Source organism: Vibrio chagasii (assembly GCF_002954585.1).
Taxonomy (GTDB): domain Bacteria; phylum Pseudomonadota; class Gammaproteobacteria; order Enterobacterales; family Vibrionaceae; genus Vibrio; species Vibrio chagasii_A.
On sequence record NZ_MSCI01000002.1, the window covers coordinates 1296998 to 1320062 of the forward strand.

Below are 23065 nucleotides of genomic sequence, written 5' to 3' on the forward strand. Positions count from 1 at the left end.
CATGAGTATAAAAATAACAACGCAGCAAATTTCAATGCGCTACAAAGAGCGTGTTTTGTTCCACATCCCTGAACTGTCGATCGGTCCGAACGATGCGATTTATCTTAAGGGCGATAACGGTGTAGGAAAAACCACTCTACTAAAAATTCTGTCTGGATTGATTAAGCCGAGTTCTGGCCGTATTCAGTCACCGACACAAAGCTGGCAACATAATCTGTTTCCTCGACTAAAATTTAAAGACATCATCTATCTGCATCAGACGCCTTACCTATTTGATGGCTCTGTGTACCAAAATGTCGCTTATGGGATTCGCTTTAATAAAGAGAGCCAAAAAGATAAGCGAGCTCAAATTATTAACGCGTTGAGGATGGTAGGTTTAGAAACCCTAGCAGATGAACACATTTCTGTGTTGTCTGGTGGTGAACGTCAACGCGTAGCAATGGCAAGAGCTTGGATTCTCAAGCCATCAATTTTGCTGATGGACGAGCCAAGTGCTTCTTTAGACAAAGAATCTATTGAAAGATTGGTGTTTATGGCCGAAGATCTTCTTCAGAGAGGCGCGAGTCTAGTCATTACCAGTCACCAAACCAACGCGTTAACCGATTTGTGCAAGAAGCAATGGTGGATCAAAGACAACACCCTGACTGAGTCACCGCTTCTGCAAGTAATTAAAAAGAACAAAGCACAAGAGAATATTTATGCTGCTTCCAACGCAAACTAGTTGGGTTATTTTGGCTGGCGGACAAGCCAGCCGTATGGGCGGAAAAGATAAAGGACTCGTTGAGCTCAACGGGTCCCCGCTTATTCAATACGTTATAGACAAGCTGTCGCAACAAGATGTCAGCATCACCATCAATGCCAACCGTAACTTAGACAGTTACCAAGCATTTGCTCCGGTTGTTTCCGATTCCTTTCCTGATTATCCAGGTCCATTGGGTGGTATTCATGCTGGCCTTAAAAACGCGACCACAGATTGGGTCGGTTTTGTCCCGTGTGATAGCCCACAAATCAGTGATGATCTCGTACAACGCTTTTGTGCGGCTGTAAAAGAAGACAGTGACATTCTCGTAGCTCACGATGGTGAATTTAAGCAACCCGTGTTTACCCTATTCCACAAGCGCGTTCTTCCAAAGTTAGAAGCCTTTTTAGAACGTGGCGATCGCAAGATAATCTTGCTCTACAAAGAGTGCGTCACTGAGTACGTTGACTTCAGCGATGCACCAAACTGCTTTGTAAACCTTAATACGCCAGAAGAACTCACCCAATTCGGAACGCTTCAATAATGAAAGATTCAAAACAACGCCCTAACCTGCCGTTATTAGGTTTCGCTGCCTACAGCGGCACAGGTAAAACAACTGTACTTGAAGCTCTGTTACCTTTGTTAACCGACGCAGGTTTGAAAGTTGGTGTTCTTAAACATGCCCACCACGATTTTGATGTCGATAAGCCTGGCAAAGACAGCTATCGCTTACGTAAAGCTGGCGCGAACCAAATGTTGATCAGCTCTCGCAACCGTAATGTCATGATGACAGAAACACCGGAAGCAGAAGCGGATTTTGATTACCTATTAACGCGCTTCGATACGAGCACGCTTGATCTGATTTTGGTTGAAGGCTGCAAGAACATCGCTTTCCCTAAAATCGAGCTTCATCGTGATGAAGTAGGTAAACCTTGGCTCTATCCAAACGATAACAACATCATTGCTATCGCAGCAGACAGCAAAGTCGAATCTGATCTGCCACAAATGGCAATCAGCGACTTAGAAGCAATTCGTGATTTCATCATTGAATACGCTCAGTCATTTGATCCAGTATTGAAAACAAGCAAAACATCGGCGTGTTCATCATCAAAAGATAATACACCGATTGTATGTTGCGACTCTTTCTCCCCTGCAGGTCTTACCGTGACTCAAGGCCAGCAAAAGATTGTTGACAGCATTGATGCACTAGAGCTGACGGAATCTGTAGCCCTAGAACAGGGGTATGGTCGCGTATTGGCGGCAGATGTTATCTCACCAATCAATGTACCTCAGAACACGAACTCTGCAATGGACGGTTACGCCATTCGTAGTGAAGATTTGGATCTGGATAGCTACCACGTTGTTGCTGAAGTTATGGCAGGACACAGCTACGACAAGACAGTTCAACAAGGTGAAGCGGTTAAGATCATGACAGGCGCACCAATGCCGAAAGGTGTTGATGTTGTTGTGATGCGAGAGCAAGCCGTTCAAGAAGGTGACACAGTTAGTTTCCCGGACGCAAAAATCTCAGTAGGACAAAATGTCCGTATGGCGGGTGAAGATCTTGAAATCGGCCAACCTGTCTTTACTCGCGGTACACGAATCGAAGCACCAGAAATGGGCATGATGGCATCACTGGGTTTTGGTACCTGCCCTGTTCTACGCAAAGTGAAAGTTGGCGTATTCTCGACAGGTGATGAGGTTCAAGCACCAGGTAGCGAGCAAAAACCAAATTCTATCTACGATTCAAACCGTTTTACTATTATCGGTATGCTTCAAAAACTGGGCTGTGACATCGTTGATTACGGCATCATTGAAGATGACGAACAGAAGATGATGGATGTCCTTCATGCTGCGTCGTTAGAGACTGACATGGTATTAACGTCTGGCGGAGTGTCTGTTGGTGATGCTGACTACATCAAACTCGCGCTAGATAAATTGGGTGAGATTAACTTCTGGCGCATCAACATGCGTCCGGGGCGTCCTCTTGCTTACGGTAAAATTGAAGATAAACCATTCTTCGGTTTACCAGGTAACCCAGTCGCAGTGATGGTGTCATTCATCAACTTTGTCGAGCCAGCGATTCGCAAGCTGCAAGGCCAAACAAACTGGACACCAGTAAAAGCGAATGCAGTAGCTACTGAGCAATTACGTTCTCGCCAAGGTCGTACTGAATTTAGTCGTGGTGTGTTTACTATGAACGAATCAGGTGTACTTGAAGTTAAGACAACGGGTAAACAAGGCTCAGGCATTCTGCGCTCAATGAGTGAAGCAAACTGCTTAATTGAAATTTCACCATCGGTTGATACCGTCAAAGTTGGTGAAACAGTGACGATCATTCCACTGCAAGGCCGTGTTTAATTAGTAAAACTGCCTAAGGTGTGTTGATTGCACCAGAGCTCAAACGTTCGAAGCCCCTTCTGCGATGGTTTGGTCGCAAGGGGCTTTTATATTTCTGAGCTAACCTTAATAAGTAACCCATTAACTAAGTTAATCTTAAGATTTCTTACCATTACCTTGAGCGACGTACGGTTTTTATGTAGAGTGCGCCCAAAGTAAAAATTCTATTGGAGCGCATCATGGCTCGTACCATTCTGTACACGTACAAAGACGAAGAAAAAGAGTTACTGTTTTCAAAACAAGAACACCGCACTATCCAAGAAGCGGTTGCGGATGCTGAAGGCATCGATATCACTGAATACTTAAAAACAGAGCAGCAGCTAGAGTTGATTTCAGATACTAAAGCGGTTCGTAACTACCAAGACAATTACTTCCGTAAGCTCGGTTTTTCAAAGCTTACACTGAAGCAAAAAGAAAACCTTGGTGTTGGTAAAAAGAAGAAGTAATTTCCTAGTGAGCTTCGTTCTTAATAACGAGTTACTGGCTCTAATCACCAAACAATAAAAAATGCCGCAACCTCTTTTGAGATTGCGGCATTTTTATTTATTATGCGCAATGTGTTTAGCTGAAAACCATCACTATTTGATGTTTAGGAATGCAGCACCACGAACGCCGCCTGAATCACCGTGTTTAGCTTTGATGATCTTCGGACACTTAGCAACAGACAGTAAGTACTTAGGCACACGCTTTGGCATTTCTTCGTAGATAAGCTCGAAGTTTGAAAGACCGCCACCCAGAGCAACAACGTGTGGATCTAGGCCAGTAAACAAGTTCGCAAAGCAGATTGCTAAAAGCTCCATGAAGCGGTCAACGTGTTCAGCCGCTTTAGCCTCACCTTCGTTGTAAGCTTGGATAATCTCAATCGCTTTCTTCTTCTCGCCAAAGTAGTGCTCGTAAATCAATTCGAAACCACGGCCCGATAGGTAGCTGTCTAGGCAACCTTTTTTACCACAACCACAACCTAATAGCGGTGCGTTGTCGCCAAGGTGGAACCATGCATCCAAAGGTAGACGCATATGGCCTAGCTCACCGGCAACGTGGTTACGACCAGAGAATACCTTACCTTCGTAAACTAAACCGCCGCCAAAACCTGTACCTAGAATTAGACCTGCAACTGATGGCTCGTCTTTTAGCTCGTCATCCCATGCTTCAGAAAGCGCGAAACAGTTCGCATCGTTTTCGATCTTTACGCTACGACCAATTAGCGCTTCTAAATCTTTACGTAATGGCTTACCTGTTGATGCAGGAACATTAACAACCAGCATAGTGCCGTCGTCTGCGTTTTCCATACCAGGAAGGCCAAGGCCGATTTTGCCTTCGCAAGAGAATTCGCTATCGTATTTCTTTACTAAACCAGCGATCGTATCCAGCAGTAATTGATAGTCATCTGTTGGTGTTGGAACGCGCTCTGTCGCTACTCGCTCAAGTTTCTCATTGAATGCACCAAATTCAATTTTAGTGCCGCCAACATCGAAGCCGTAATACATGAAATCTCTCCAATTTTTCCCTAAATTCGGGCAAATAAACTCTTTAAATAAAACAACTGGGGAACATTATCCATAACACTCCCCCTACAAACCGTGATAGATAACAAACTTATCTCGTGTTTGAGTCTGTTTGAACAACAAGTCAGCACAAAGCGGTTAAAGGTTAGAGTGACGTCTCATTTTTACTGTGCTCTATGAAAGTATTCAGGCTTGGTTTGGTCGGATCCGACTTGTAACGAGTCTTACTTAGCATGTAGCTTTCGCGAAATGCTTCAAACCATAGCTGTAATGTTTTTGCGCCCTGCTCTTCACCAGCCTGTTTTAATACCAAGCTTGCTACTTCTGCAGTTGAGAGGTGTTGCTCATTGTTTGACTTTCGCATCATGTATTGAGAAACCGATTCAGGTTCAATCGACAACACAGGTAAATCTTGCAGGTACTCAGAACGTCTAAAGATACGTCTTGCTTCACGCCAGCTACCATCGATGAAAATCAGAAGTAGCTTTTTGTTTGGATCACGCATTTGCGGCAGGTCTTGAACCACTCGTGATTTGTCATCGGTATAGTCTTCTGGGAATACAATCACAGGTTGATACTTTTCGTCCTTAAGAACATCAAGCATCTCTGTGTTTGGCTCAGTTCGATGCCAAAGGTACACATGGCTGTCTTTCACCGTGTCTACTATCAAACGGCCCGTGTTACTTGGCTTTAAGATTTCGTTATCAGACAAGATCAACATTGTCGCTACGTTCGTATCTATGTCTGGTTGATGCTCGCAGATACAACTGTCTTGTTTGATTTTGCAATACTCACATCGCACCACCTTACATCCACGCGCGTTAAACGGCTTTGTAGAAAGTGATAAACGGTGTTGGTACAAACGGTGGAAAGCGTGAATTCTCATGGACAATAACGATAGATAGAACTAGAAAAGTGGCACGATTGTACTTACAGTGGCTTGATAATGATAGAAGGAATTCTTATGCAGGACCCATCACTACTTCGCCTTGTCTGTTTTATCACCGCTTTTGTTTTGTGTGCTTTGTGGGAATACCAAGCACCTAGAAAAACACTAACGCAAAACAAGTGGTTTCGATGGGGAAATAACTTCTCATTAATGGCGCTTAACAGTGTTTTACTGGCGACATTACTACCTGTTGCGGCATTTCAAGCGGCACTGATTGCGGAACAAAATCAATGGGGTCTGTTCAATAACGTCAGCCTGCCCTTTGAAATCACCGTGTTCCTTTGTGTCTTGTTATTAGATCTTGCCATTTACACTCAGCACCTCGTCTTCCACCGTATACCAGCTCTATGGAAACTTCATCGCGTTCATCACGCCGATCTGGATATAGACGTAACTACGGGTACCCGCTTTCATCCAATTGAGATGATCTTATCGATGTTAATTAAGGTCGCGTTGATTTTCGTTTTGGGCGTACCGGCTCTAGCAGTTGTGATATTCGAGGTCGTACTGAATGTGAGTGCGATGTTCAATCACAGCAACGGTCGTTTACCTTTATGGTTTGACAAACAGCTTCGTAAAGTGATTGTCACGCCAGACATGCATCGAGTGCATCATTCAGTCATCGTCAAAGAGACTCACTCTAATTTTGGTTTCTTCTTATCGGTGTGGGATATCTGGTTTAAGACGTATCGCGCTCAACCTAAACTTGGTCACGATAAGGTAAGCATCGGTGTACCGGAAATTCGTGATGGGAAGGAACAAAGGCTGGATAAACTGATTACCCAGCCATTTAGATACAACCAGAACAAATAGAATGAGAGTTAGCTAACCAACAAACGTTAGGCTTTCAGCTCACGTAGGTAGCGGTAGATGGTATGGATAGAGATATCGAGTCCTTTTGCCGCAATTTGGGCGCTGTCTTTCAAATCGAAAATCCCCATCTCATGCAACCGCGTGACAATCTCTCGGCTCTTCTTGGATGGTGCGATGTCTACGTCATTACTTACCTGTTCTCTTACCGTTTCAATTGAGCTGTGCATCATCTCTTCATTACTACGCGCAAAGGTTTCAGGCGTTTTTTGAGGACGGTCGATATGTGGTAGTAAACAAGGGACAAGTGAGTGCATCACTTCTTGAAAAGGTGCGTCGAGGTTGGTGTTGATGCACAACAAACCAATGGCTTGTTGTTGAGGGTTTCGAATGATGGTCGTCATTGAGCGTAAGGTTTTGCCATCGGGACATTTTGTCATGTAAGCGCCCGAAACATCGTTACCTTGAGTGAGCTTCATCAATGCTAAATTAGTAATTGGAGCCCCTACTTCTCGCCCGGTGACGTGGCTATTCGCAATTTTAATAATCGAAGGATTACGAACATCTAAACTGTGTAGTAACACTTCGGTATGCTCGCCATACATTGCGGCGATGCCATCAACGATGTTCTCGATTGCGTGCAAGATGTCATAGTCACTTTGAGATAATTCGAACACTGAGTCCTTCCTCTTTTGGCGAGAAAACCGCTAAGTAAAAATTACCAAGCGGTTCGTCTTAAAAATAGTTTGAATCAAAAACGTTTGATTACGCTGACATTATATCAATAATCGTAGAGTCTGTAACACTCATACCAGCGGTAACCAATTTTCCAATATTGCGGATACTGGTCTCAACATCATCAGCAACGATGCCTTGGTTGTGTGCTTCATTACAGCGCATTGCCATTAAGAAACCATTAACTGCAGCACTGGTTGAGGTTTTCACTTTCATTGCGCAGGTAGACTTAGCGCCATCACACACCATGCCTGAACAATCACTCAGTACATTTTGAATCGCGTAGCAGCCTTGCTCAAATGATCCTTTTGCAAGATACACCATCGCCATAGCTGCTGAAGCGCTCGTGACTGTGTTCCCACAAAATGCAGACAGCGGTGGGTAATGCGACTTAATGTAAATCGCACCTAAGTGACTCATGATTAATGCTCGAGCCAATTGCTCTTGAGTCGCTTTAAAGTGCTCGGCAATAACCGCGACAGGGATTGTTGCTGCTATCCCTTGGTTACCGCTACCAAAGTTACTCATGGCAGGTAGAGTCGCACCGCCCATTCGAGCATCAGACGCGGCAGCCGTTTGCATGACGATCTTATTCATCAAGTCTTCTGCCATTAGGCCTAATTGAATGCCTTGTACCATAGTACGCCCGACTTCAAGCCCATAGGCATGAGCTAACCCTTCTTCTGACAGCTTGCCGTTGAGAGCCGATGCTTCGAGTATAAAAGCAATATCGTCGAAGTCCGCACTGGTGGCAAAGTTGTAGATGCTACCAATATCAATATCGATTCCATCACAGATAGAACCTGTTGGTATTGTTTGATCGCAATCTTGGCTGAATAGAACGGTTCCATTTAAGGTTTTTTTGATGATCTGAGTATGACCGCCACTGATTTCTACGGCCGCTATTTGACCTTCAGATTCTACTTCCGCATAGCAATAGATGAATTCGTCTACATCTTTACGGTGTGCGCTGACTTGGCCTGCGTCAATCAATGCTTGTGCTTTTTCGACATCTTTTTCGTTGATGTTCGCCAACACTTCCAAGCCAGCGTGTGGGTCCCCACCAATCGCACCCACGGCTGCAGCTATGGGTAGGCCAATTTTTCCTGTCCCCGGAACAAACACGCCCATAGAGTTTTTGTATAAATTATCCGACACATACACGCGAACTTTATCGGGTGCACCCACAAGCATCTTGGCCGCAACAGAACAAGCGTAGGCTGCGGAGATGGGTTCTGTACAGCCAAGCGCTGGCTTCACGACGGTATTCAAAATCTCTTTATACTGTTGCCATTGGTGTTTCATAGTAAGGACCTCACACTATTCTTCAATTATTTACGAGCAACTACTTACGACCAGCAATCGCTTCGATTTCGATTTTCACACCTAAAGGAAGATCCTTCACCGCAAAACAGCTACGTGCAGGACAGTCTTTTTCAAAGAACTCTTTGTACACTTCATTGAAAGCTGCAAAGTCATTAATGTCTGATAAGTAGCACGTTGTTTTTAGTACTTGGTCTAGGTCGCTGCCTGCAGCTTGTAAAACATATTGGAGGTTAAGTAGTGACTGACGAGATTGCTCACTTACGCCACCTTCTACAACACCACCTTTCTCTTTACACACCGGTAATTGACCTGATGTGAAAACAAGGTTTCCGAATGCGTTACCGTGTGAGTATGGACCAATGGCTTCCGGCGCTTGATTTGCTGTAATGATTTCTTTCATGATTCTTCCTATTCAGATTGGCTAAATTTTTCAACTACAGTTTAAACACTGAAAATATTAAAATGCAAAAATAGTTGCAATAAATGTTGTAAAAACCATTCAATCAAAGATCTCAAAAATGGAAGTCATTTTAAGTAATTGATTATCAATAACTCTTTAGCATATCCATATTTTGATGATTTCAAAACATCGATCTAAATCAAATAAATTTTAATCTTGATTTGAAAATAATTTCATTCGCCAATACGATTCTCACCATAATTTGCAAATAAATTTGAATTTTTAATCTAGGGTGAGCATGTCATGAATAAACAACAAATCCAGGCAGGGTTAAGAGCAATCTTCCCTCTATGCGTTGGTGCATTTCCGTTTTCGTTCATTGTGGGAGCGGTCAGTATTACTGCAGGGATGAGCGTGACTCAGAGTACCTTATGGTCTTTCACCGTTTTTGCGGGATCATCACAAATGGTGGCGTTAGGGCTAGTCCAGTCATCAGCAAGTATTGTGGTCATCATGTTTACGACCTTCATCATAAACCTGCGCCATATGCTTTACAGCGCTTCAATGTCAGAGCACATGAAATCCTATCCCTTTCACGTTCGTATGTTGATGTCTTACGGCCTTACCGATGAGGTCTATGCAGCAACGATCAATGAGATGAAGCAAGAGGGTGAAAGTCGACACTGGTTTTATTTAGCGGCAATGGGTGGTTTTTGGGTTAACTGGGTAGTGGCAGATTTCCTTGGCGCACTGATCGGTTCTTCGTTCCCTGAAATTGCTAACTATGGATTGGATTTCGCGATGGTCGCAGCCTTTATCGCTATCGTGATACCACAAGTGAAAAGCCGTGAATGTATTGTTGCAGCCATTGTCGCGACCTTTACTGGGGTTCTTCTTGCAGAACTTCCCTACTCTCTTGGCCTTGTCATTGCTGCCGTTGTTGGGGTGTACGCAGGCTACCGAATGGATCTATCGACTGAACAAGCGGAACTAGAAGCGATGCAAAATGACCTATTAACTCAAGATCGTGGAGTGGCATAACAATGAATACTACGACTTTTATTCTTATTACTCTTGCGATGGCAGCGGCGACCTTTGTTATTCGATTTTCAGTGATTGGTTTAGCTGGCAAGTTTGAAATGTCGGAGCGATTCAAAAAGACGCTGCGCTTTGTTCCGGTTACGGTTCTACCTGCGATCATTGCTGTCGAGATATTAGGTGCCGGGCCAGATATGGAATTTGATCTACACAACCCAAAAGTACTGGCTGCAATTGTTTGTACGCTTGTGAGCCTGCGCTTCGATTTGATTTGGGTGGTAATCAGTGGCGTCGCATCGCTAATATTTTTCCAGCACGTCATGCCTACCTTTTTCATGTAAGCATTCCAACACCAGCTACAAGCAAAAGGCAGAGCGTGAACTCTGCCTTTTTGCTTTTTGTATTTCGGATTTTTAGTATTTTCGGGCGAGGCAGCTTGTGACTGCGCTAAGTGTGTTAAATAGCTAGGTTATCACTCTGTCGAATTGATACTTATGGAGCATAGCTTGTTGATGACCTGCGATTTCACCCACTTGCTCAGAACTTTCAATCATAGATTCAAGTTGCAGTTTGGTGTTTTCTCCCTGCTCGGATACGCGCGTGATTGAGTGTGTTACATCAACAGTGGCACGAGCCTGTTGCTCAGTTGCGACCATAATTTGCTCCACACGACCTTTAATCTGGTTAACCGCAACTTCAATCTTTTCAAAAGCTTGTTTTACATCTCCGCTTGCTTGTAGTGCATTCGCCATTTCAGTTCGTGATTCAGTCACGGAGGTACGAGAACGATCCGCCGCCGCCACCAGCTCATTCATCATATTTCGGATATTGGTGGTTTGTTGGGATGTACCACTCGCTAATTTTCTTACTTCATCTGCAACTACCGCAAAACCACGACCTTGCTCTCCTGCTCGCGCTGCTTCTATCGCTGCATTCAATGCCAATAGATTGGTGTTTTCTGCAATACCACTGATCATGTCGACCATTTCACGAATTTGCTTTACTCGCCCATCAAGATCAGCCATTGACTGTTCGTTCATGTTCAAAGAATCTTCTAAAGCTTGTAAGCGCTCTTGGTTTAAACCAATAACTTGGCTACCACTTACTGACTCATCTTCTGCGACTTGAGCATCATCATTCGATGCGTTTGAAATACGTGCAATTTCAGCAATAGACGCTTCAAGTTGTGTGATTGTGGTGATCATATTCTGCAGAGATTCATTCTGCTCATGCAAACTTAAGTTGGTTTGCTCTGCAGCGTCGTGACTCACTTCTGCGGTCTGATAAAGCGTTTCACAGTTTCGAGTAACTAAACGTATAGAATCGGCCGTTGAATCGACAACCGTATTAAGTTTAGAGGTGATGACTTGTAGTTCGAGCGGGCCAAGCAACTCACTTTGCTTCGAGAAGTCATGTTCTGCGAGTGATGTTAACTGACGTGTAATGTTTTTTAAGCCTTTGTTCATCCAACGACGCAGCACTAGCCACGATGTAATAATGATTATGGCGATCACTAAGCCACTAATAAACAACACACGGTCGATATTGGTAATGGTTTGATTTACTACTAGCTCACTTTCATCGATCAATTGAGACGCTGTCGACGATAGTTGATTGAGCGTATTAATCACCGTATTCGCAAGTCCAATCACTTGTGCTAAGTTTTGCTCTTGCTGTTTAACTAGCTCTAGCTTCAGCAATATTTGCTTGATTACGCCTTCTTCTGTAAAGCCCTCTTTTACCATTTCATAAGGGGCGATTAGGCTCGCGAATTCGACAATGTCCGGGTGCCAATCTGAGAAATCACTGTAGGCCAAATTGAGACCTGCGATTCGGTTCCTCAATTGACGATATTCATCTTCTGCTTTCTCAAGGTCGTTTTGCATCATCAACATTAAGAAAGTATTGGCCATCGCAGATGCACTCGACGTAAAGCGGTTGGCCGCATCGTTCGCTTCTGGATTATCTTCAACTAAGAATGAGCTAATACGATTCATTTCAGGACCGATAGATCCTACGCCGTAACGAAACTCACCAATTTTACTGTCGATCAGGTTTTGCTTACTTTGTATTTCAATTTGTGCAGAAAGCACCGTGTTGGTCATTTGCTGTAGCTGCGCCATATCGTCGATAAGGCTTTGCTTTTGTTCAAGAGAAATCGCATCAGGAAAAGATTGGGAAATAAAAAGAAGTTCCTTAAGCGTGTTGTTACTCTCAGCAGCGAGTTCTTCGATCAAATAACGGGTTTGGTTTAACGTGTCTAAATCCGTCGATTGAGTGCTATAGGTGAGAAGTTTGACTTGTTCTAGTACGCTTTGGGTTAGTTCTGCGTTATGCAGAGCGAGTGGCAGAGCTTGTTCAGACAGAGTATCAAAGTATCCACCTACTCTATCTACGCCACGAATACTGACCATAGATAAAAAGCTAACAAGTAGAAGAATCGAAATAAATACGGCACTAACCGTTTGAATGAGCGAGAATGTATATCGTGAGGGTTTTATTGATAAGTTGGTGTCAGTCATGCGAAATCCAGTTTGACTACAAAAAGAGATATCCTTAAGTTAGTCGGTATACTAGAAGCCCTTGATTACGCTTTTATTTCAGTTTTCTTTCAGAAGAGTTACATATGAAATTCAGAAAAATGCTTGCAGTTGCAATAACTTTCGCAACATTAACCGCTTGTAGCTCAGCACCATCTCCTTCTAAAAATAGCCAAATTGCAAATAAACCTCTATCAAAGTCAGAACAATTGACTACTAATGCTTATATGAGTGTCTATAAGCAGTGGAAAGGCGTACCTTATCATTTCGGTGGAACTTCATTCAGAGGCGTGGATTGTTCTGCTTTTGTCCAAATTGCCGTGCAAAATGCGACACAGCAAGCATTGCCAAGAACGACAAAAGATCAGAGCAAACAAGGTGTTGAAATTGCGTACGAACAAGCAAAGAGTGGAGATTTGGTATTTTTCAAGACGTCTTTCACAGTTAGGCATGTAGGTGTGTATTTAGGGAACAATCAGTTCCTACATGCGTCTACATCGAAAGGTGTGATCATATCTAGGCTAGATAACCCATATTGGGCTTCTAAATTTTGGCACTTTAGGCGTATATAGTGTGTTTGCGAGGCCACCAATCGAATTAAGGGCAACCTCATAAAAGTGCTACGCTTTCAGTCCAGTCAATAATGACGACTAGAGGTTAATCGTATTTTGCTACTGCAGTATCAAACAGGTTCTTCACCAAGGCGATGTACTCATCAAGAAATACAATCTGTTCGTTGGTCGCTTTCTTAGCCCACACGCCGGCAAGCACTTCCCCTAAATCAGCAACCACGGCATCTGCTTCTTTAAGCAACTGAAAACGTACACTTGAATGCAGCTCAGGGTTTTGCTCGAAGATCGCCATAATGTTGCTTGAAATCATGTCAGTCACAATGTCTTCAACACTTTCGTTTCCAGTATCACCGTTACCGTTAGTAAATACATCTAGGTTGAATGATAAGTGCTCGATCAAAGCTAGGTAGCCATCGGTTTCTACAACCACAATAAATCTCCGTTTTAAGCTCTAAGGCAGATTAATACGTATTAGGTTAATACTATGTATATGAAGTCATTTGTCATCATTTTATTGCTATAACGAGTATTAAAATGATCTTTGTTAGTATTTAAGTGCAAAATTGAATCAATAAACACACAATGCAGCTCACTCGATAACAAGTACCCGCTTTATTCAAACCACAACCTATCAACAGTTCTCTATAGTATTAGCGCTTAGACCTTAACAAGCTATCGATGATTTTCTAGTGGAAGTAGCGTTATTTGGTGTCGCACGTGATATTTGTTCCAACTATTTCGCGGTTGGTCATTCACTTTTTACTGATTTATCAAAGGTATTCGCACAGTCTGAGTTCACAAAACCGCTAATTGATCGGTACTCTCTTGTACTAGTGCTGAGAACATTGACCAGAACGTCTATAAATCACGTAGATTTGTCCTAAACTATTGCTATCAAACGATAGTATTTCACTCCAACAGTTCATTGAGGATTTCCTATGTGGCAGGCCATTTCTCAACAGCTTTCAGACACACTTCTATTCAATTTTCAGATTGCCGAGCGCGTTAAAGTGCCTGGTGGTGACATTAACGATTGCTATATGATCAGCGACGGTAATGAACGTTACTTCGTTAAGGTGAATCAGCGAGAGTTCCTACCCAAGTTTGAGATTGAAGCTGAAAACCTTCGCTTATTAAGAGAAACTTCCACCGTATACGTGCCTGAGCTGGTGCTAATTGGTAAAACCAAAGAGTGTTCATTTATCATTCTTAACTATCTGCCCACTAAACCACTCGAGACAGGTACCAACAGTTACGACTTCGGCGTCCAGCTTGCCAAACTTCATCAATGGGGTGAGCAAAAAGAGTTTGGTTGCGACCAAGACAATTACATCGGCAGCACACTTCAACCAAACCCCTGGCATAAAAAATGGGGCCGTTTCTTTTCAGAGCAACGCATCGGTTTCCAACTCCAACTCCTAAAAGAGAAAGGTATTGAGTTCGGGGATATTGACGACATCGTTGATATGGTGAATATGAGACTTGCTGGCCACAACCCTCGTCCTTCATTACTCCATGGTGATCTTTGGAATGGCAATGTAGCTAATTCGGCATTCGGCCCTATTTGTTACGACCCCGCTTGTTATTGGGGCGACCATGAGTGCGATTTAGCGCTCACTGAATTGTTTCAAGGCTTTCCGCCTGAGTTTTATGAAGGATACCAAAGCGTCATGCCGCTTGACGTTGGCTATACTGATCGAAAAGACATTTACAACTTGTACCACCTTCTTAATCACTGTAATCAATTTGGCGGTGAATATTTGGCACAAACAGAAGCGTGCATCCAGAAGATTCAGGCTGTGTAATACTTGTCACAATAGATAAGCAGTCAGATGGTATAAGTTAGCTGAGGAGAATTTGTCATGCAGAAATACACAGAGAAACATGTCTCCTGCCCTCATTGCGGGCACGGTATTAATATAACACTCGATGCCTCTAATGGCAGCCAAGATTTTTACGACGACTGTCCTGCGTGTTGCAATGCCATTCATTTAGACATGCAAGTCGACGAAGCACGGGACAGAATCAATCTGTCGATCGATGCCGACGATGAGCAGGTGTTTTAATCCAGGCTTCTCACTAGCAACAAAATCAAAAAAGAGCACATAAGGTGCTCTTTTTAATTTAGCGATCTTCGTAAATCGAACAACGCAAATTGAATGCGTCAGTTAATTACTTCTGATTTGCTAGTACACGTTCCACAGTATCAACAATTGCTTGAGTTTGAGGGTCAAACTCGATGTTTACTTCGTCGCCCACTTCGCGGCCACCAAATAGAGTGCGATTCAGCGTTTCTGGAATTAAATGTACAGAGAAACGGTTCTCTTCCACTTCACCAATCGTTAGTGAGCAACCATCAACACCTATGTACCCCTTACTCAGAACATATTTCATTGATGATTCTGGTAGTTCAAACCAAAGTGTACGGTTGTTTTCTGTTTTGATGACTTCTACTAACTTAGCCATTAACGAAATGTGACCAGACATACTGTGCCCGCCAATTTCGTCTCCAAATTTCGCAGCGCGCTCGACGTTCACTTTATCGCCGACATTTAGAGCACCTAAATTCGTTAAACGTAGTGTGGCTTGCATCAGGTCGAAAGAAATTTGGTTGCCTGAAATTTCTGTCACAGTTAGACAACAACCGTTGTGAGCAACAGAAGCGCCAATCGCTAATCCTTCTACCATTTCATCAGCCAACTCAATGGTATGAGTCTGAAACATATCTTTTTTATTGATAGCAACCAGTGTTGCCATGCCTTGAACGATACCTGTAAACATAAGTTTCCTATTTAGCACTTTACTATAGCAGTTATTGTGACATTTCTTTATGATTCGTCCAATGGAAGCTTAACGATCAGTGTCTCTGATTCCTTCTGAATATCCATTCCGCCTCTTATTTCTGTCTCATCTGGAGTTATTGTGCATCGTTACAAAGAAGAAGCCTCAAATCTAATCAAACTTGCGACACCAGTATTGATCGCATCTATCGCGCAAACCGGCATGAGTTTCGTTGATACGGTTATGGCCGGTGGCGTCAGTGCTATCGATATGGCTGCAGTATCAATAGCGGCAAGTATCTGGCTTCCTTCGATTTTGTTTGGTGTTGGATTACTTATGGCGTTGGTGCCTGTGGTCGCACAGCTTAATGGCTCTGGTCGTCAAATTAAGATTCCTTTTGAGATTCAGCAAGGTGCATTCCTAGCACTTGTCCTTTCGATTCCAATCATTGGCGTTCTTTTCCAAACTCAAGCCATTTTGCAATTGATGGATATTGAAACCTTAATGGCAGAAAAGACTATCGGCTATATGAATGCCGTGATGTTTGCAGTGCCAGCCTTCTTGTTGTTTCAAACCTTAAGAAGCTTTACCGATGGTATGTCTTTGACTAAGCCTGCAATGGTCATTGGTTTTATTGGCCTGTTATTAAACATCCCGCTTAACTGGATGTTTGTTTACGGTAAGCTTGGTGCACCAGCGCTTGGCGGTGTGGGTTGTGGCGTAGCAACAGCTATCGTTTATTGGATCATGTTTGGCTTACTGTTTACCTATGTGCTGACTTCTAAGCGCTTAGCTAAAATCAACATTTTCGGTCAATTCCATAAGCCTCAGTTAAAAGCTCAAGTTCGTTTATTTAAACTTGGGTTTCCTGTCGCTGCAGCACTTTTCTTCGAGGTGACACTGTTTGCGGTAGTTGCGCTGTTAGTTGCCCCACTCGGTTCATTGATCGTAGCGGCACACCAAGTTGCGATTAACTTCTCTTCATTGGTATTTATGATCCCAATGAGTATTGGTGCTGCGGTTAGTATCCGTGTTGGTCATAAACTGGGCGAGAACAACACTGAAGGCGCTAAAATAGCGACTCATGTTGGTATTATTGTTGGCTTGGTAACAGCCTTTATCACAGCGGCACTAACCGTGTTGTTTAGAGAGCAAGTGTCACTTCTTTACACGGAAAACACAGCAGTAATTACCATCGCAATGCAGCTTCTGATCTTTGCCGCGGTGTACCAATGTACAGATGCAATTCAAGTCATCGCTGCGGGTGCACTTCGTGGCTATAAAGATATGCGTTCAATCTTCAATCGTACTTTTATCGCTTACTGGCTGCTTGGTCTACCGATTGGCTACATCTTAGGAATGACGGATTGGGTTGTTGAACCAATGGGCGCACACGGCTTCTGGATTGGCTTCATCGTCGGTTTGTCTTCAGCAGCGATTATGCTGGGCATGCGTTTGCACTGGATGCACAAACAAAGTGATGAAGTACAGTTGGAGTTCGGCTCTCGTTAAGCACTTCTTCTAAACAAGTTTATTAAGCAAAAGGGCTCTGATTATCAGAGCTCTTTTTTATTCTGTGTCCACGTTTATGCGGTGTCAGCGCTTAGTCCGTATCCCAAATAGTTATCAGCAAGGCTTGTTCGCGATTCGTATTCACAAGTATTTAATAGTCACTTTTTTCTCTAACGAACCTTGCAAATTTGGGCTTACCATTTTGAGTGAAGCCATTGTAACGAAAAGTAATTCGACTACCGATCTCAGGCGGAGATAATCGCATCTTATCGGTGAAGCCACTTCCAATGTAAAACTCCACACCATCTTCTGTTTGTACCAAAATTGAGCCCATCATCCCCTTATACTTGCCTGTTCCTGTCTTGTAGCCAATAACGGTCGCTTCGGCATCGTGATGACGTTTGAGTTTTAACAAGTCATTACTTCTTCCCGCTTGATAGCGGCTGGTAATCTTACGAAGCATCAATCCTTCGCCTTGGAATTCATCGACATTGTCAAGTTGATGAAACAATGCTTCTTCACTTGGAATTGGTGTGTGCTCCACATAACCAATATGCGGCTCGTTTATCACTCTTACCCAATGCAAGATGTTGTAGTAACGTTTCTGATAGTCGCCCGCTGCGCCTGGCATATCGAACAGCATTAATTCGATTTGCTGCCACGCAGTGTCACTTGGCGTGTGGTCTAAGACCGTTGCTTGGACTAAGTGAAAATTGCCTCTTCCTGCCCACAATTCCCCTTCTAAGTGAACATCCGGTAACTCTTTAACAAACCACTTCGGCGCATAAATTCGATTGCCATTTCGGGTATAAAGATGTTGGCCATCCCACAGAGCCCTAATGCCGTCCAGTTTTTCACTCGTCCAATACTCTGACACATCGATGCCTTGCTTATAGGTATTGGCTAAAACCAATTGTTCTGGAGGCAGATAAGAAGCATGAGAAGGTAACGCAGAAAATGCGCACAGTGTTGCTGTTGCCAATCTGGTTAGCTTCATTACAAAATTCCTTTTATGTCTTGGTCAGTTAACAGGATTGAGCGTTTTGGTCAGCTCTATTTCCTATCCTAGGTGTTCTGGCCATTCATCATTCAAACTTTCGGTTAAGGTGCGATCGATACGTCAACCTTATTTGCGTTTGTGTTTCATTTGCAAAATCAATTCGTTACAGCTCCCTGAAATCCAACCGTTTTTAGTTCTCATATTGAGAAACGGCCTTTCTCAATATGAAACACACAAAGCATACAACCCTAACCAACTGAAAAATAAAGATAAAAAAGTTGGCACATTCAGTGCTTTGGTAAACGCAAGCAAACAAGGAGATAAGACTATGGAACTACGTAAGATTGACTTAAACACAACGACACTAACTCTTTCTATTTACGGTGACCTAGATGCCGCTGGTAGCCGCGATGCACAAACGGACATCGATGATGTGATTTCAAACGATGGTCATCCTGAGATAGAAGTTGATTTCAGCCAAGTAGAGTTTTTAGATTCGTCAGGTGTGGGCGCGATTGTTTACATGTTCAAACGCCTAACTGAACGTGAACGTAACATGCGATTAGAAAACGTATCAGGTCAACCGCTAGAAATTATGAATCTGCTACGAATTGGACACGCTATCCCTGTTAACTCAAAAAATCCTACAAATTCATGAAGATCCACTAAGCTAGAAGTAACAAAAAATAATAATAAAAAATTAAAAAACAAAGGACGTTGGCATGAATACAATCAAAAACTACATAGCCCTATCTCTGTCTGTGCTAGTTCTGGGTTGCACAAGTTACCCAGAACACGGTACTGGCGGGCTGGCAGAGAGTTATGATCCGATGAATTATCAGAATGCTGATTTTTCACCGGTTATGCCTGATGAGCCTTTAGGTCCAGAGCACGGCTTACGTTTTGATTGGCAACTCGCGAAACTTCATCTAGATGCTTTAATCCAAGAAGGCGCTCGCTGGTGTTTTCCTGCTGCGGTTGTTCAAGCAATAGAGAAGCAAAATCGAATCGCTCGAGAACTTCAAGGTGGCCTACTGCTTGATGCAGCGAACGATTTGGTTATCCAAAGAAAACGCTTAAACGAGCTTGAACTTCAACTCGACTACGTAACTTCGCAAGCACGTTGCGAACCACCTAAGAACGAAAACCAATTCCGTATGCAGTTGTCGATAATCCAACAGCTGTACGATCTACTTAATGTCGACAATCAATTCGCACACAACTCTATCGAAGTGAACCCTAAATACATGGGTAAGCTTGCCGAGGCGTCTTACATCTTAAAAGACAACAAGTCTCTAGAGCTAATAGTGACGGGCCATGCAGATGCAACAGGCTCAGAAGAGTACAACGACAAACTAGCCCTAGGCCGAGCGAAGCAAGTTGAGCGCTACCTCACTATATTTGGTTTAAGCCCTACCCGTATCAAAGCCGTTTCAGTTGGTGAAACCGTACCACTGTTTGAGGGCGAATCTGAAGGTACACGCTTAACCAATCGCCGAGTAAGTATCGAAGTTATCTCACCAAAAAATGCGGCTAAGATGGGAGGTGCACTATGAAATCATTAATCAGCTTATTCGTGGTGTTCGCATTAAGCTTTTCAGCATTCTTACAAGCGAACGACGAGTTTTCTGATGCCGTTCAAGTTGGTGATCTTATCCAAGTTAATGTTCCTGGTGAAACCACATTAAATAAAGGTTTCCAAGTTGATAAGCGTGGTCGAATTACTCTGCCTGAGGTTGGCGCCGTATTTGTTGCAGGTTACGACAAACAACAGTTAAATAAAGTGGTTCTAGAGGCTTTAGCAACCGCTTATAAAGACCTATCCAACGCCTCTGTGTATGTGAAAGAGCAACAAATTATCATTTACGTTCAAGGTTATGTTCAACAACCGGGCGAATACACACTAGCTTTGGGTTCTAGTGTTCAAATGGCGCTTTATGCGGCGGGCGGACTACGTGCTGGTGCTCAATTGGACAAGTTAATCTTAAAGCGTGGCGCAGAACGTAAAGAGTTCAACTACAAACGTTTTTTAGACTCTGGTGATGAAACTAACCTACCAAAGCTTCAATCTCTTGACTCACTATTTGTACCAGCATCACCGCTAGTTGGTAATATTGAACAAGAATTTGACCCTGCAAAATTAGCAAACTCTGGTGATAGTGCAGATTATCGCAGCTCTATAAAAGTGTTTGGTGAGGTGAACGCACCTGGTTCATTCACATATAAAGAAAATACCGATCTTGTTGATGTGTTGATGCGCTCTGGCGGTGTAACTCGCTACGCAAGTGTTGAGCAAATCCGTGTAATTTCAAACAACACTCCTACACTGTTTAACCTAAAGCTTTACTTAGATTCAGGCGATGAAAGCCTACTGCCAGTGTTACGCCCCGGTTCGACTATTTTTGTACCAAAACAAGAAGAAGAGATTAAGTCTGGCGCCAATATGGTTTACGTCATGGGCGAAGTTGCTGCACCTGGTGCATTTGAAGGTAAAAAAGGCGCAACCTTCATGGACATTCTTGCGAATGCCGGCGGCCCTACTCGTTTTGCTGAATCACGCCAAATCCGCGTTATTAAAGCGGACGGTCGAGTTCTAAGATTCGACTTAGCGGCGTACACAGAAGGCTTACCTAACTCCAACCCACCTGCGATTAAAGCCGGTGATGCGATTTTCGTTCCTGAGAAAACTGACATGAATGAGAAATCATGGTTGAAGATCGCCCCAGACAGAGCGGTAAATGTAATCGGAGAAGTGAATCGCCCGGGTCGCATTGAATGGTCAGACGAAATGAACTTCATGGGCTTACTCGCTCATGTAGGTGGCCCAACTCTTCGCGCCGACACAACAAAGATTGAAATCGTAACTGGAAGAAAACTGGTCGTGTTTGATTTGGACGAGTTTATCAAAAACGGTGCACCTCGTGACCAAATGCCCTACATCACTGCTGGTTCAATTGTTCGTGTACACGACCTACCACAAGACCCTTCAGACAATAAATCACAATGGGTTCGCCAAAGTTCAGACGCTTCTATTTACATCTTTGGTCAAGTGAATGCTCCTGGTCGTTATCGCTTCACCAAAGACATGCATTTCCTAGATATTTTGTCTGCGGCCGACGGCCCTACTGGTGATGCAGACATCCACAACATTCGCGTTACGCACCGCGACAAATCATACGCTAAAGTGAGCAAACTGAATCTGTCTTTGTATTTTGAAACAGGCGATGAATCGTTACTACCGAATGTCACCACTGGCGATACCATTTATATCCCTGAGAAGAATAAAAATTGGCTAGACAAGCCGAAAGAAGAAACTGTACGTGTGCTTGGCGCAATCAATAACCCAGGCCGATATGTGTTCAACGACAACATGACCATTTTAGACATCCTAGCGGAAGCTGCTGGCCCTACTGACAACGCATACGTCGAAAAGATTACCATTGTGAATATGTCTTGTTGCCAAGGACAAGCGCGTACGTTCGACCTAGTCGAATTCAGTAAAACAGCGAACATTTACAATCTTCCAGTTTTACGCGCTGGTGACACCATTTACATTCCAGACCGTCGCGATAGCTTTATGGAAAAAGCGCGTGTTGGCCTAGAAGATATCCTAAGAATCACCACCACGATTGTACTGATAGGAGCGTTATAATGACTATTTCAGCAACGCATGCCGAAGTTGAGCAAATCTATTTGGCGTCTGAGTTAAACGAACAACGTTCTATCTGTGTCACCGCCTGTCATTCGGGTGACGGTGTAACATCAGTGGCAACAGCTCTTGCGGAGCGATTCCTATTGGCTGGTCATTCAACACTTTATGTAGATTTAAATCTGTTCAACCCTGGTTTCAAAGATTTACATCTGCTTGATAATGAGCAACCGGGACAACTGATTGAACATATCGAATCACAACGCATGTTTATTGGTGTACCAGCCCCTACCGTTTCATCGACACAACTTGCCTATAAAGATCCAGCAACTCTACAAAAAGCGGTATCTAAATGGCTTGAGAAGTATGACCGTGTAATTATCGACACCTCTCCACTGCTCAATGTAAACAAAGGCAACATCCCTGCTCAGTCAGTTGCGAGTGCCTGCGATTGTGCACTTCTGGTTGTGGCTTTTGGCGAAACGTCGACTCACCACCTTGAGCAAGCCAAGAAACTTCTCGATGCGAACAGTATCTCTTTAATGGGTTGCATCATGAACATGAAGCACACGCCGAGCTTCGTTCAGGAATTGGTTAGGCAGTTAAACCGAATGAAGTTTATTCCTGCAAAGCTCCGCGAACGCTTCGCAAACAAGTTGTATCAAAACGAATTTCTCAATCTACCGATGTAGGTGTCGCCATTATCGCTAGCTAATGAATCACTGAACATATCTCCCAACACATTCATCGTATTTTCTGTTTAACCGAAGTTAATGTAGAAAATACGATGTTTACGTTCATTCAATGCATTTCATACACAAATTGAATGGTCTTCATCCCTTAAAAACACCACCCATCACTTAACTTAGGCGTTAATGTGACACAGTCTATTAAAGTGCCATGTAAATCGCGTCAAAGATGGAATTCGTAGGAATATTCCCTAAGATTATAAATAGAGGTGGTTTTTGACGAATTTGTAATAGTTTGACAAAGTTATCCGATGGCGGTGAAACACCGTGGATAAATCAAGCAAATCACACTTTATGCTTTGCGACCTTATCGGTTTATTGATTTTTCTATATGCACTTCCCCCATCCCTCTTTCTGCTC

At 43.3% G+C, this 23065-nt stretch carries 24 protein-coding genes; 15 read left to right on the forward strand and 9 right to left on the reverse strand.

Annotated elements, in window-relative coordinates:
• The first annotated feature begins 1 nt into the window (after position 1).
• The 4 genes from BTO10_RS13910 to BTO10_RS13925 all read left to right on the forward strand — a co-directional run bounded on the left by BTO10_RS13910 (position 2) and on the right by BTO10_RS13925 (position 3585).
• A complete protein-coding gene (locus tag BTO10_RS13910) occupies positions 2-721 on the forward strand; it encodes an energy-coupling factor ABC transporter ATP-binding protein (RefSeq protein ID WP_004742254.1) in 720 nt (239 codons plus the stop codon).
• Positions 699-1283 (forward strand): molybdenum cofactor guanylyltransferase MobA, encoded by a 585-nt coding sequence (gene mobA, locus BTO10_RS13915; RefSeq protein WP_004742253.1) that lies wholly within the window; start codon positions 699-701, stop codon positions 1281-1283. Before BTO10_RS13910 ends, mobA begins: the two co-directional genes overlap by 23 nt.
• Complete coding sequence (locus tag BTO10_RS13920) at positions 1283-3100, forward strand: bifunctional molybdopterin-guanine dinucleotide biosynthesis adaptor protein MobB/molybdopterin molybdotransferase MoeA (RefSeq protein WP_105024907.1); 1818 nt, start codon at positions 1283-1285, stop codon at positions 3098-3100. The genes mobA and BTO10_RS13920 overlap by 1 nt, the downstream gene beginning before the upstream one ends.
• A gap of 218 nt (positions 3101-3318) precedes the next feature.
• Positions 3319-3585 (forward strand): DUF2960 family protein, encoded by a 267-nt coding sequence (locus tag BTO10_RS13925; RefSeq protein WP_004742251.1) that lies wholly within the window; start codon positions 3319-3321, stop codon positions 3583-3585.
• A gap of 132 nt (positions 3586-3717) precedes the next feature.
• On the opposite strand, the gene nagK is transcribed toward BTO10_RS13925, so the two are convergent.
• Both nagK and BTO10_RS13935 read right to left on the reverse strand, forming a co-directional pair.
• Positions 3718-4626 (reverse strand): N-acetylglucosamine kinase, encoded by a 909-nt coding sequence (nagK, locus tag BTO10_RS13930; protein WP_008217891.1) that lies wholly within the window; start codon positions 4624-4626, stop codon positions 3718-3720.
• 163 nt (positions 4627-4789) lie between these two features.
• Positions 4790-5536, reverse strand: coding sequence for a tRNA-uridine aminocarboxypropyltransferase (locus tag BTO10_RS13935; RefSeq protein ID WP_105024908.1), 747 nt, complete (start codon positions 5534-5536; stop codon positions 4790-4792).
• A 72-nt stretch (positions 5537-5608) separates the two neighbouring features.
• Here BTO10_RS13935 and BTO10_RS13940 point away from each other — a divergent pair, with 72 nt between their 5' ends.
• The gene (locus BTO10_RS13940; protein WP_105024909.1) at positions 5609-6406 is read left to right on the forward strand and encodes a sterol desaturase family protein; all 798 of its coding nucleotides are present in this window, start codon (positions 5609-5611) and stop codon (positions 6404-6406) included.
• Between the two features lie 26 nt (positions 6407-6432).
• Here the strand turns inward: BTO10_RS13940 and BTO10_RS13945 are convergent, their stop codons facing one another.
• The 3 genes from BTO10_RS13945 to BTO10_RS13955 all read right to left on the reverse strand — a co-directional run bounded on the left by BTO10_RS13945 (position 6433) and on the right by BTO10_RS13955 (position 8864).
• Entirely contained in the window at positions 6433-7080 is a 648-nt protein-coding gene (locus tag BTO10_RS13945; RefSeq protein ID WP_105024910.1) for a helix-turn-helix transcriptional regulator, read from the reverse strand.
• Positions 7081-7168: 88 nt separating this feature from the next.
• Positions 7169-8443 carry an L-cysteine desulfidase family protein gene (locus BTO10_RS13950; protein WP_105024911.1) on the reverse strand — a complete coding sequence of 425 codons (1275 nt, stop codon included), beginning with the start codon at positions 8441-8443 and terminating at the stop codon, positions 7169-7171.
• A gap of 40 nt (positions 8444-8483) precedes the next feature.
• Entirely contained in the window at positions 8484-8864 is a 381-nt protein-coding gene (locus BTO10_RS13955; protein ID WP_004742245.1) for a RidA family protein, read from the reverse strand.
• A 303-nt stretch (positions 8865-9167) separates the two neighbouring features.
• On the opposite strand from BTO10_RS13955, the gene BTO10_RS13960 reads away from it, so the two are divergent.
• Together BTO10_RS13960 and BTO10_RS13965 are read left to right on the forward strand one after the other, a co-directional pair.
• Entirely contained in the window at positions 9168-9905 is a 738-nt protein-coding gene (locus BTO10_RS13960; protein WP_105024912.1) for an AzlC family ABC transporter permease, read from the forward strand.
• A gap of 2 nt (positions 9906-9907) precedes the next feature.
• Positions 9908-10243: an AzlD domain-containing protein gene (locus tag BTO10_RS13965; protein WP_004742244.1), complete on the forward strand. Its 336-nt coding sequence runs from the start codon at positions 9908-9910 to the stop codon at positions 10241-10243.
• Between the two features lie 123 nt (positions 10244-10366).
• Here the strand turns inward: BTO10_RS13965 and BTO10_RS13970 are convergent, their stop codons facing one another.
• A complete protein-coding gene (locus BTO10_RS13970; protein ID WP_105024913.1) occupies positions 10367-12424 on the reverse strand; it encodes a methyl-accepting chemotaxis protein in 2058 nt (685 codons plus the stop codon).
• A gap of 104 nt (positions 12425-12528) precedes the next feature.
• Here BTO10_RS13970 and BTO10_RS13975 point away from each other — a divergent pair, with 104 nt between their 5' ends.
• Positions 12529-13014, forward strand: coding sequence for a C40 family peptidase (locus BTO10_RS13975; protein WP_105024914.1), 486 nt, complete (start codon positions 12529-12531; stop codon positions 13012-13014).
• Between the two features lie 85 nt (positions 13015-13099).
• On the opposite strand, the gene BTO10_RS13980 is transcribed toward BTO10_RS13975, so the two are convergent.
• Complete coding sequence (locus tag BTO10_RS13980; protein WP_008217871.1) at positions 13100-13444, reverse strand: DUF3802 family protein; 345 nt, start codon at positions 13442-13444, stop codon at positions 13100-13102.
• A gap of 508 nt (positions 13445-13952) precedes the next feature.
• Here BTO10_RS13980 and BTO10_RS13985 point away from each other — a divergent pair.
• Together BTO10_RS13985 and BTO10_RS13990 are read left to right on the forward strand one after the other, a co-directional pair.
• Entirely contained in the window at positions 13953-14819 is an 867-nt protein-coding gene (locus tag BTO10_RS13985; protein WP_105024915.1) for a fructosamine kinase family protein, read from the forward strand.
• Between the two features lie 57 nt (positions 14820-14876).
• Entirely contained in the window at positions 14877-15080 is a 204-nt protein-coding gene (locus BTO10_RS13990; RefSeq protein ID WP_004742234.1) for a CPXCG motif-containing cysteine-rich protein, read from the forward strand.
• Between the two features lie 106 nt (positions 15081-15186).
• Here the strand turns inward: BTO10_RS13990 and BTO10_RS13995 are convergent, their stop codons facing one another.
• Positions 15187-15795: a riboflavin synthase subunit alpha gene (locus tag BTO10_RS13995; protein WP_105024916.1), complete on the reverse strand. Its 609-nt coding sequence runs from the start codon at positions 15793-15795 to the stop codon at positions 15187-15189.
• 141 nt (positions 15796-15936) lie between these two features.
• Here BTO10_RS13995 and BTO10_RS14000 point away from each other — a divergent pair, with 141 nt between their 5' ends.
• Positions 15937-17307: an MATE family efflux transporter gene (locus BTO10_RS14000; RefSeq protein WP_105024917.1), complete on the forward strand. Its 1371-nt coding sequence runs from the start codon at positions 15937-15939 to the stop codon at positions 17305-17307.
• A gap of 151 nt (positions 17308-17458) precedes the next feature.
• On the opposite strand, the gene BTO10_RS14005 is transcribed toward BTO10_RS14000, so the two are convergent.
• Positions 17459-18304: a DNA ligase gene (locus BTO10_RS14005; protein ID WP_105024918.1), complete on the reverse strand. Its 846-nt coding sequence runs from the start codon at positions 18302-18304 to the stop codon at positions 17459-17461.
• A 331-nt stretch (positions 18305-18635) separates the two neighbouring features.
• On the opposite strand from BTO10_RS14005, the gene BTO10_RS14010 reads away from it, so the two are divergent.
• From BTO10_RS14010 to BTO10_RS14025, 4 genes are all read left to right on the forward strand, one after another.
• Positions 18636-18965 carry an STAS domain-containing protein gene (locus BTO10_RS14010; RefSeq protein WP_105025598.1) on the forward strand — a complete coding sequence of 110 codons (330 nt, stop codon included), beginning with the start codon at positions 18636-18638 and terminating at the stop codon, positions 18963-18965.
• Between the two features lie 64 nt (positions 18966-19029).
• A complete protein-coding gene (locus BTO10_RS14015) occupies positions 19030-19863 on the forward strand; it encodes an OmpA family protein (RefSeq protein WP_105024919.1) in 834 nt (277 codons plus the stop codon).
• A complete protein-coding gene (locus BTO10_RS14020) occupies positions 19860-21959 on the forward strand; it encodes an SLBB domain-containing protein (RefSeq protein WP_105024920.1) in 2100 nt (699 codons plus the stop codon). Before BTO10_RS14015 ends, BTO10_RS14020 begins: the two co-directional genes overlap by 4 nt.
• Positions 21959-22648: a CpsD/CapB family tyrosine-protein kinase gene (locus BTO10_RS14025; RefSeq protein ID WP_105024921.1), complete on the forward strand. Its 690-nt coding sequence runs from the start codon at positions 21959-21961 to the stop codon at positions 22646-22648. Before BTO10_RS14020 ends, BTO10_RS14025 begins: the two co-directional genes overlap by 1 nt.
• The last annotated feature ends 417 nt before the right edge of the window (positions 22649-23065 follow it).

What these genes read in the sequence shown, in the direction of transcription:
- BTO10_RS13910 (WP_004742254.1), top strand. Translation starts at nt 2, where the DNA reads ATGAGTATAAAAATAACAACGCAGCAAATTTCAATGCGCTACAAAGAG.
- mobA (WP_004742253.1), top strand. Translation starts at nt 699, where the DNA reads ATGCTGCTTCCAACGCAAACTAGTTGGGTTATTTTGGCTGGCGGACAA.
- BTO10_RS13920 (WP_105024907.1), top strand. Translation starts at nt 1,283, where the DNA reads ATGAAAGATTCAAAACAACGCCCTAACCTGCCGTTATTAGGTTTCGCT.
- BTO10_RS13925 (WP_004742251.1), top strand. Translation starts at nt 3,319, where the DNA reads ATGGCTCGTACCATTCTGTACACGTACAAAGACGAAGAAAAAGAGTTA.
- nagK (WP_008217891.1), bottom strand. Translation starts at nt 4,626, where the DNA reads ATGTATTACGGCTTCGATGTTGGCGGCACTAAAATTGAATTTGGTGCA.
- BTO10_RS13940 (WP_105024909.1), top strand. Translation starts at nt 5,609, where the DNA reads ATGCAGGACCCATCACTACTTCGCCTTGTCTGTTTTATCACCGCTTTT.
- BTO10_RS13950 (WP_105024911.1), bottom strand. Translation starts at nt 8,443, where the DNA reads ATGAAACACCAATGGCAACAGTATAAAGAGATTTTGAATACCGTCGTG.
- BTO10_RS13955 (WP_004742245.1), bottom strand. Translation starts at nt 8,864, where the DNA reads ATGAAAGAAATCATTACAGCAAATCAAGCGCCGGAAGCCATTGGTCCA.
- BTO10_RS13960 (WP_105024912.1), top strand. Translation starts at nt 9,168, where the DNA reads ATGAATAAACAACAAATCCAGGCAGGGTTAAGAGCAATCTTCCCTCTA.
- BTO10_RS13965 (WP_004742244.1), top strand. Translation starts at nt 9,908, where the DNA reads ATGAATACTACGACTTTTATTCTTATTACTCTTGCGATGGCAGCGGCG.
- BTO10_RS13970 (WP_105024913.1), bottom strand. Translation starts at nt 12,424, where the DNA reads ATGACTGACACCAACTTATCAATAAAACCCTCACGATATACATTCTCG.
- BTO10_RS13975 (WP_105024914.1), top strand. Translation starts at nt 12,529, where the DNA reads ATGAAATTCAGAAAAATGCTTGCAGTTGCAATAACTTTCGCAACATTA.
- BTO10_RS13985 (WP_105024915.1), top strand. Translation starts at nt 13,953, where the DNA reads ATGTGGCAGGCCATTTCTCAACAGCTTTCAGACACACTTCTATTCAAT.
- BTO10_RS13990 (WP_004742234.1), top strand. Translation starts at nt 14,877, where the DNA reads ATGCAGAAATACACAGAGAAACATGTCTCCTGCCCTCATTGCGGGCAC.
- BTO10_RS13995 (WP_105024916.1), bottom strand. Translation starts at nt 15,795, where the DNA reads ATGTTTACAGGTATCGTTCAAGGCATGGCAACACTGGTTGCTATCAAT.
- BTO10_RS14005 (WP_105024918.1), bottom strand. Translation starts at nt 18,304, where the DNA reads ATGAAGCTAACCAGATTGGCAACAGCAACACTGTGCGCATTTTCTGCG.
- BTO10_RS14010 (WP_105025598.1), top strand. Translation starts at nt 18,636, where the DNA reads ATGGAACTACGTAAGATTGACTTAAACACAACGACACTAACTCTTTCT.
- BTO10_RS14015 (WP_105024919.1), top strand. Translation starts at nt 19,030, where the DNA reads ATGAATACAATCAAAAACTACATAGCCCTATCTCTGTCTGTGCTAGTT.
- BTO10_RS14020 (WP_105024920.1), top strand. Translation starts at nt 19,860, where the DNA reads ATGAAATCATTAATCAGCTTATTCGTGGTGTTCGCATTAAGCTTTTCA.
- BTO10_RS14025 (WP_105024921.1), top strand. Translation starts at nt 21,959, where the DNA reads ATGACTATTTCAGCAACGCATGCCGAAGTTGAGCAAATCTATTTGGCG.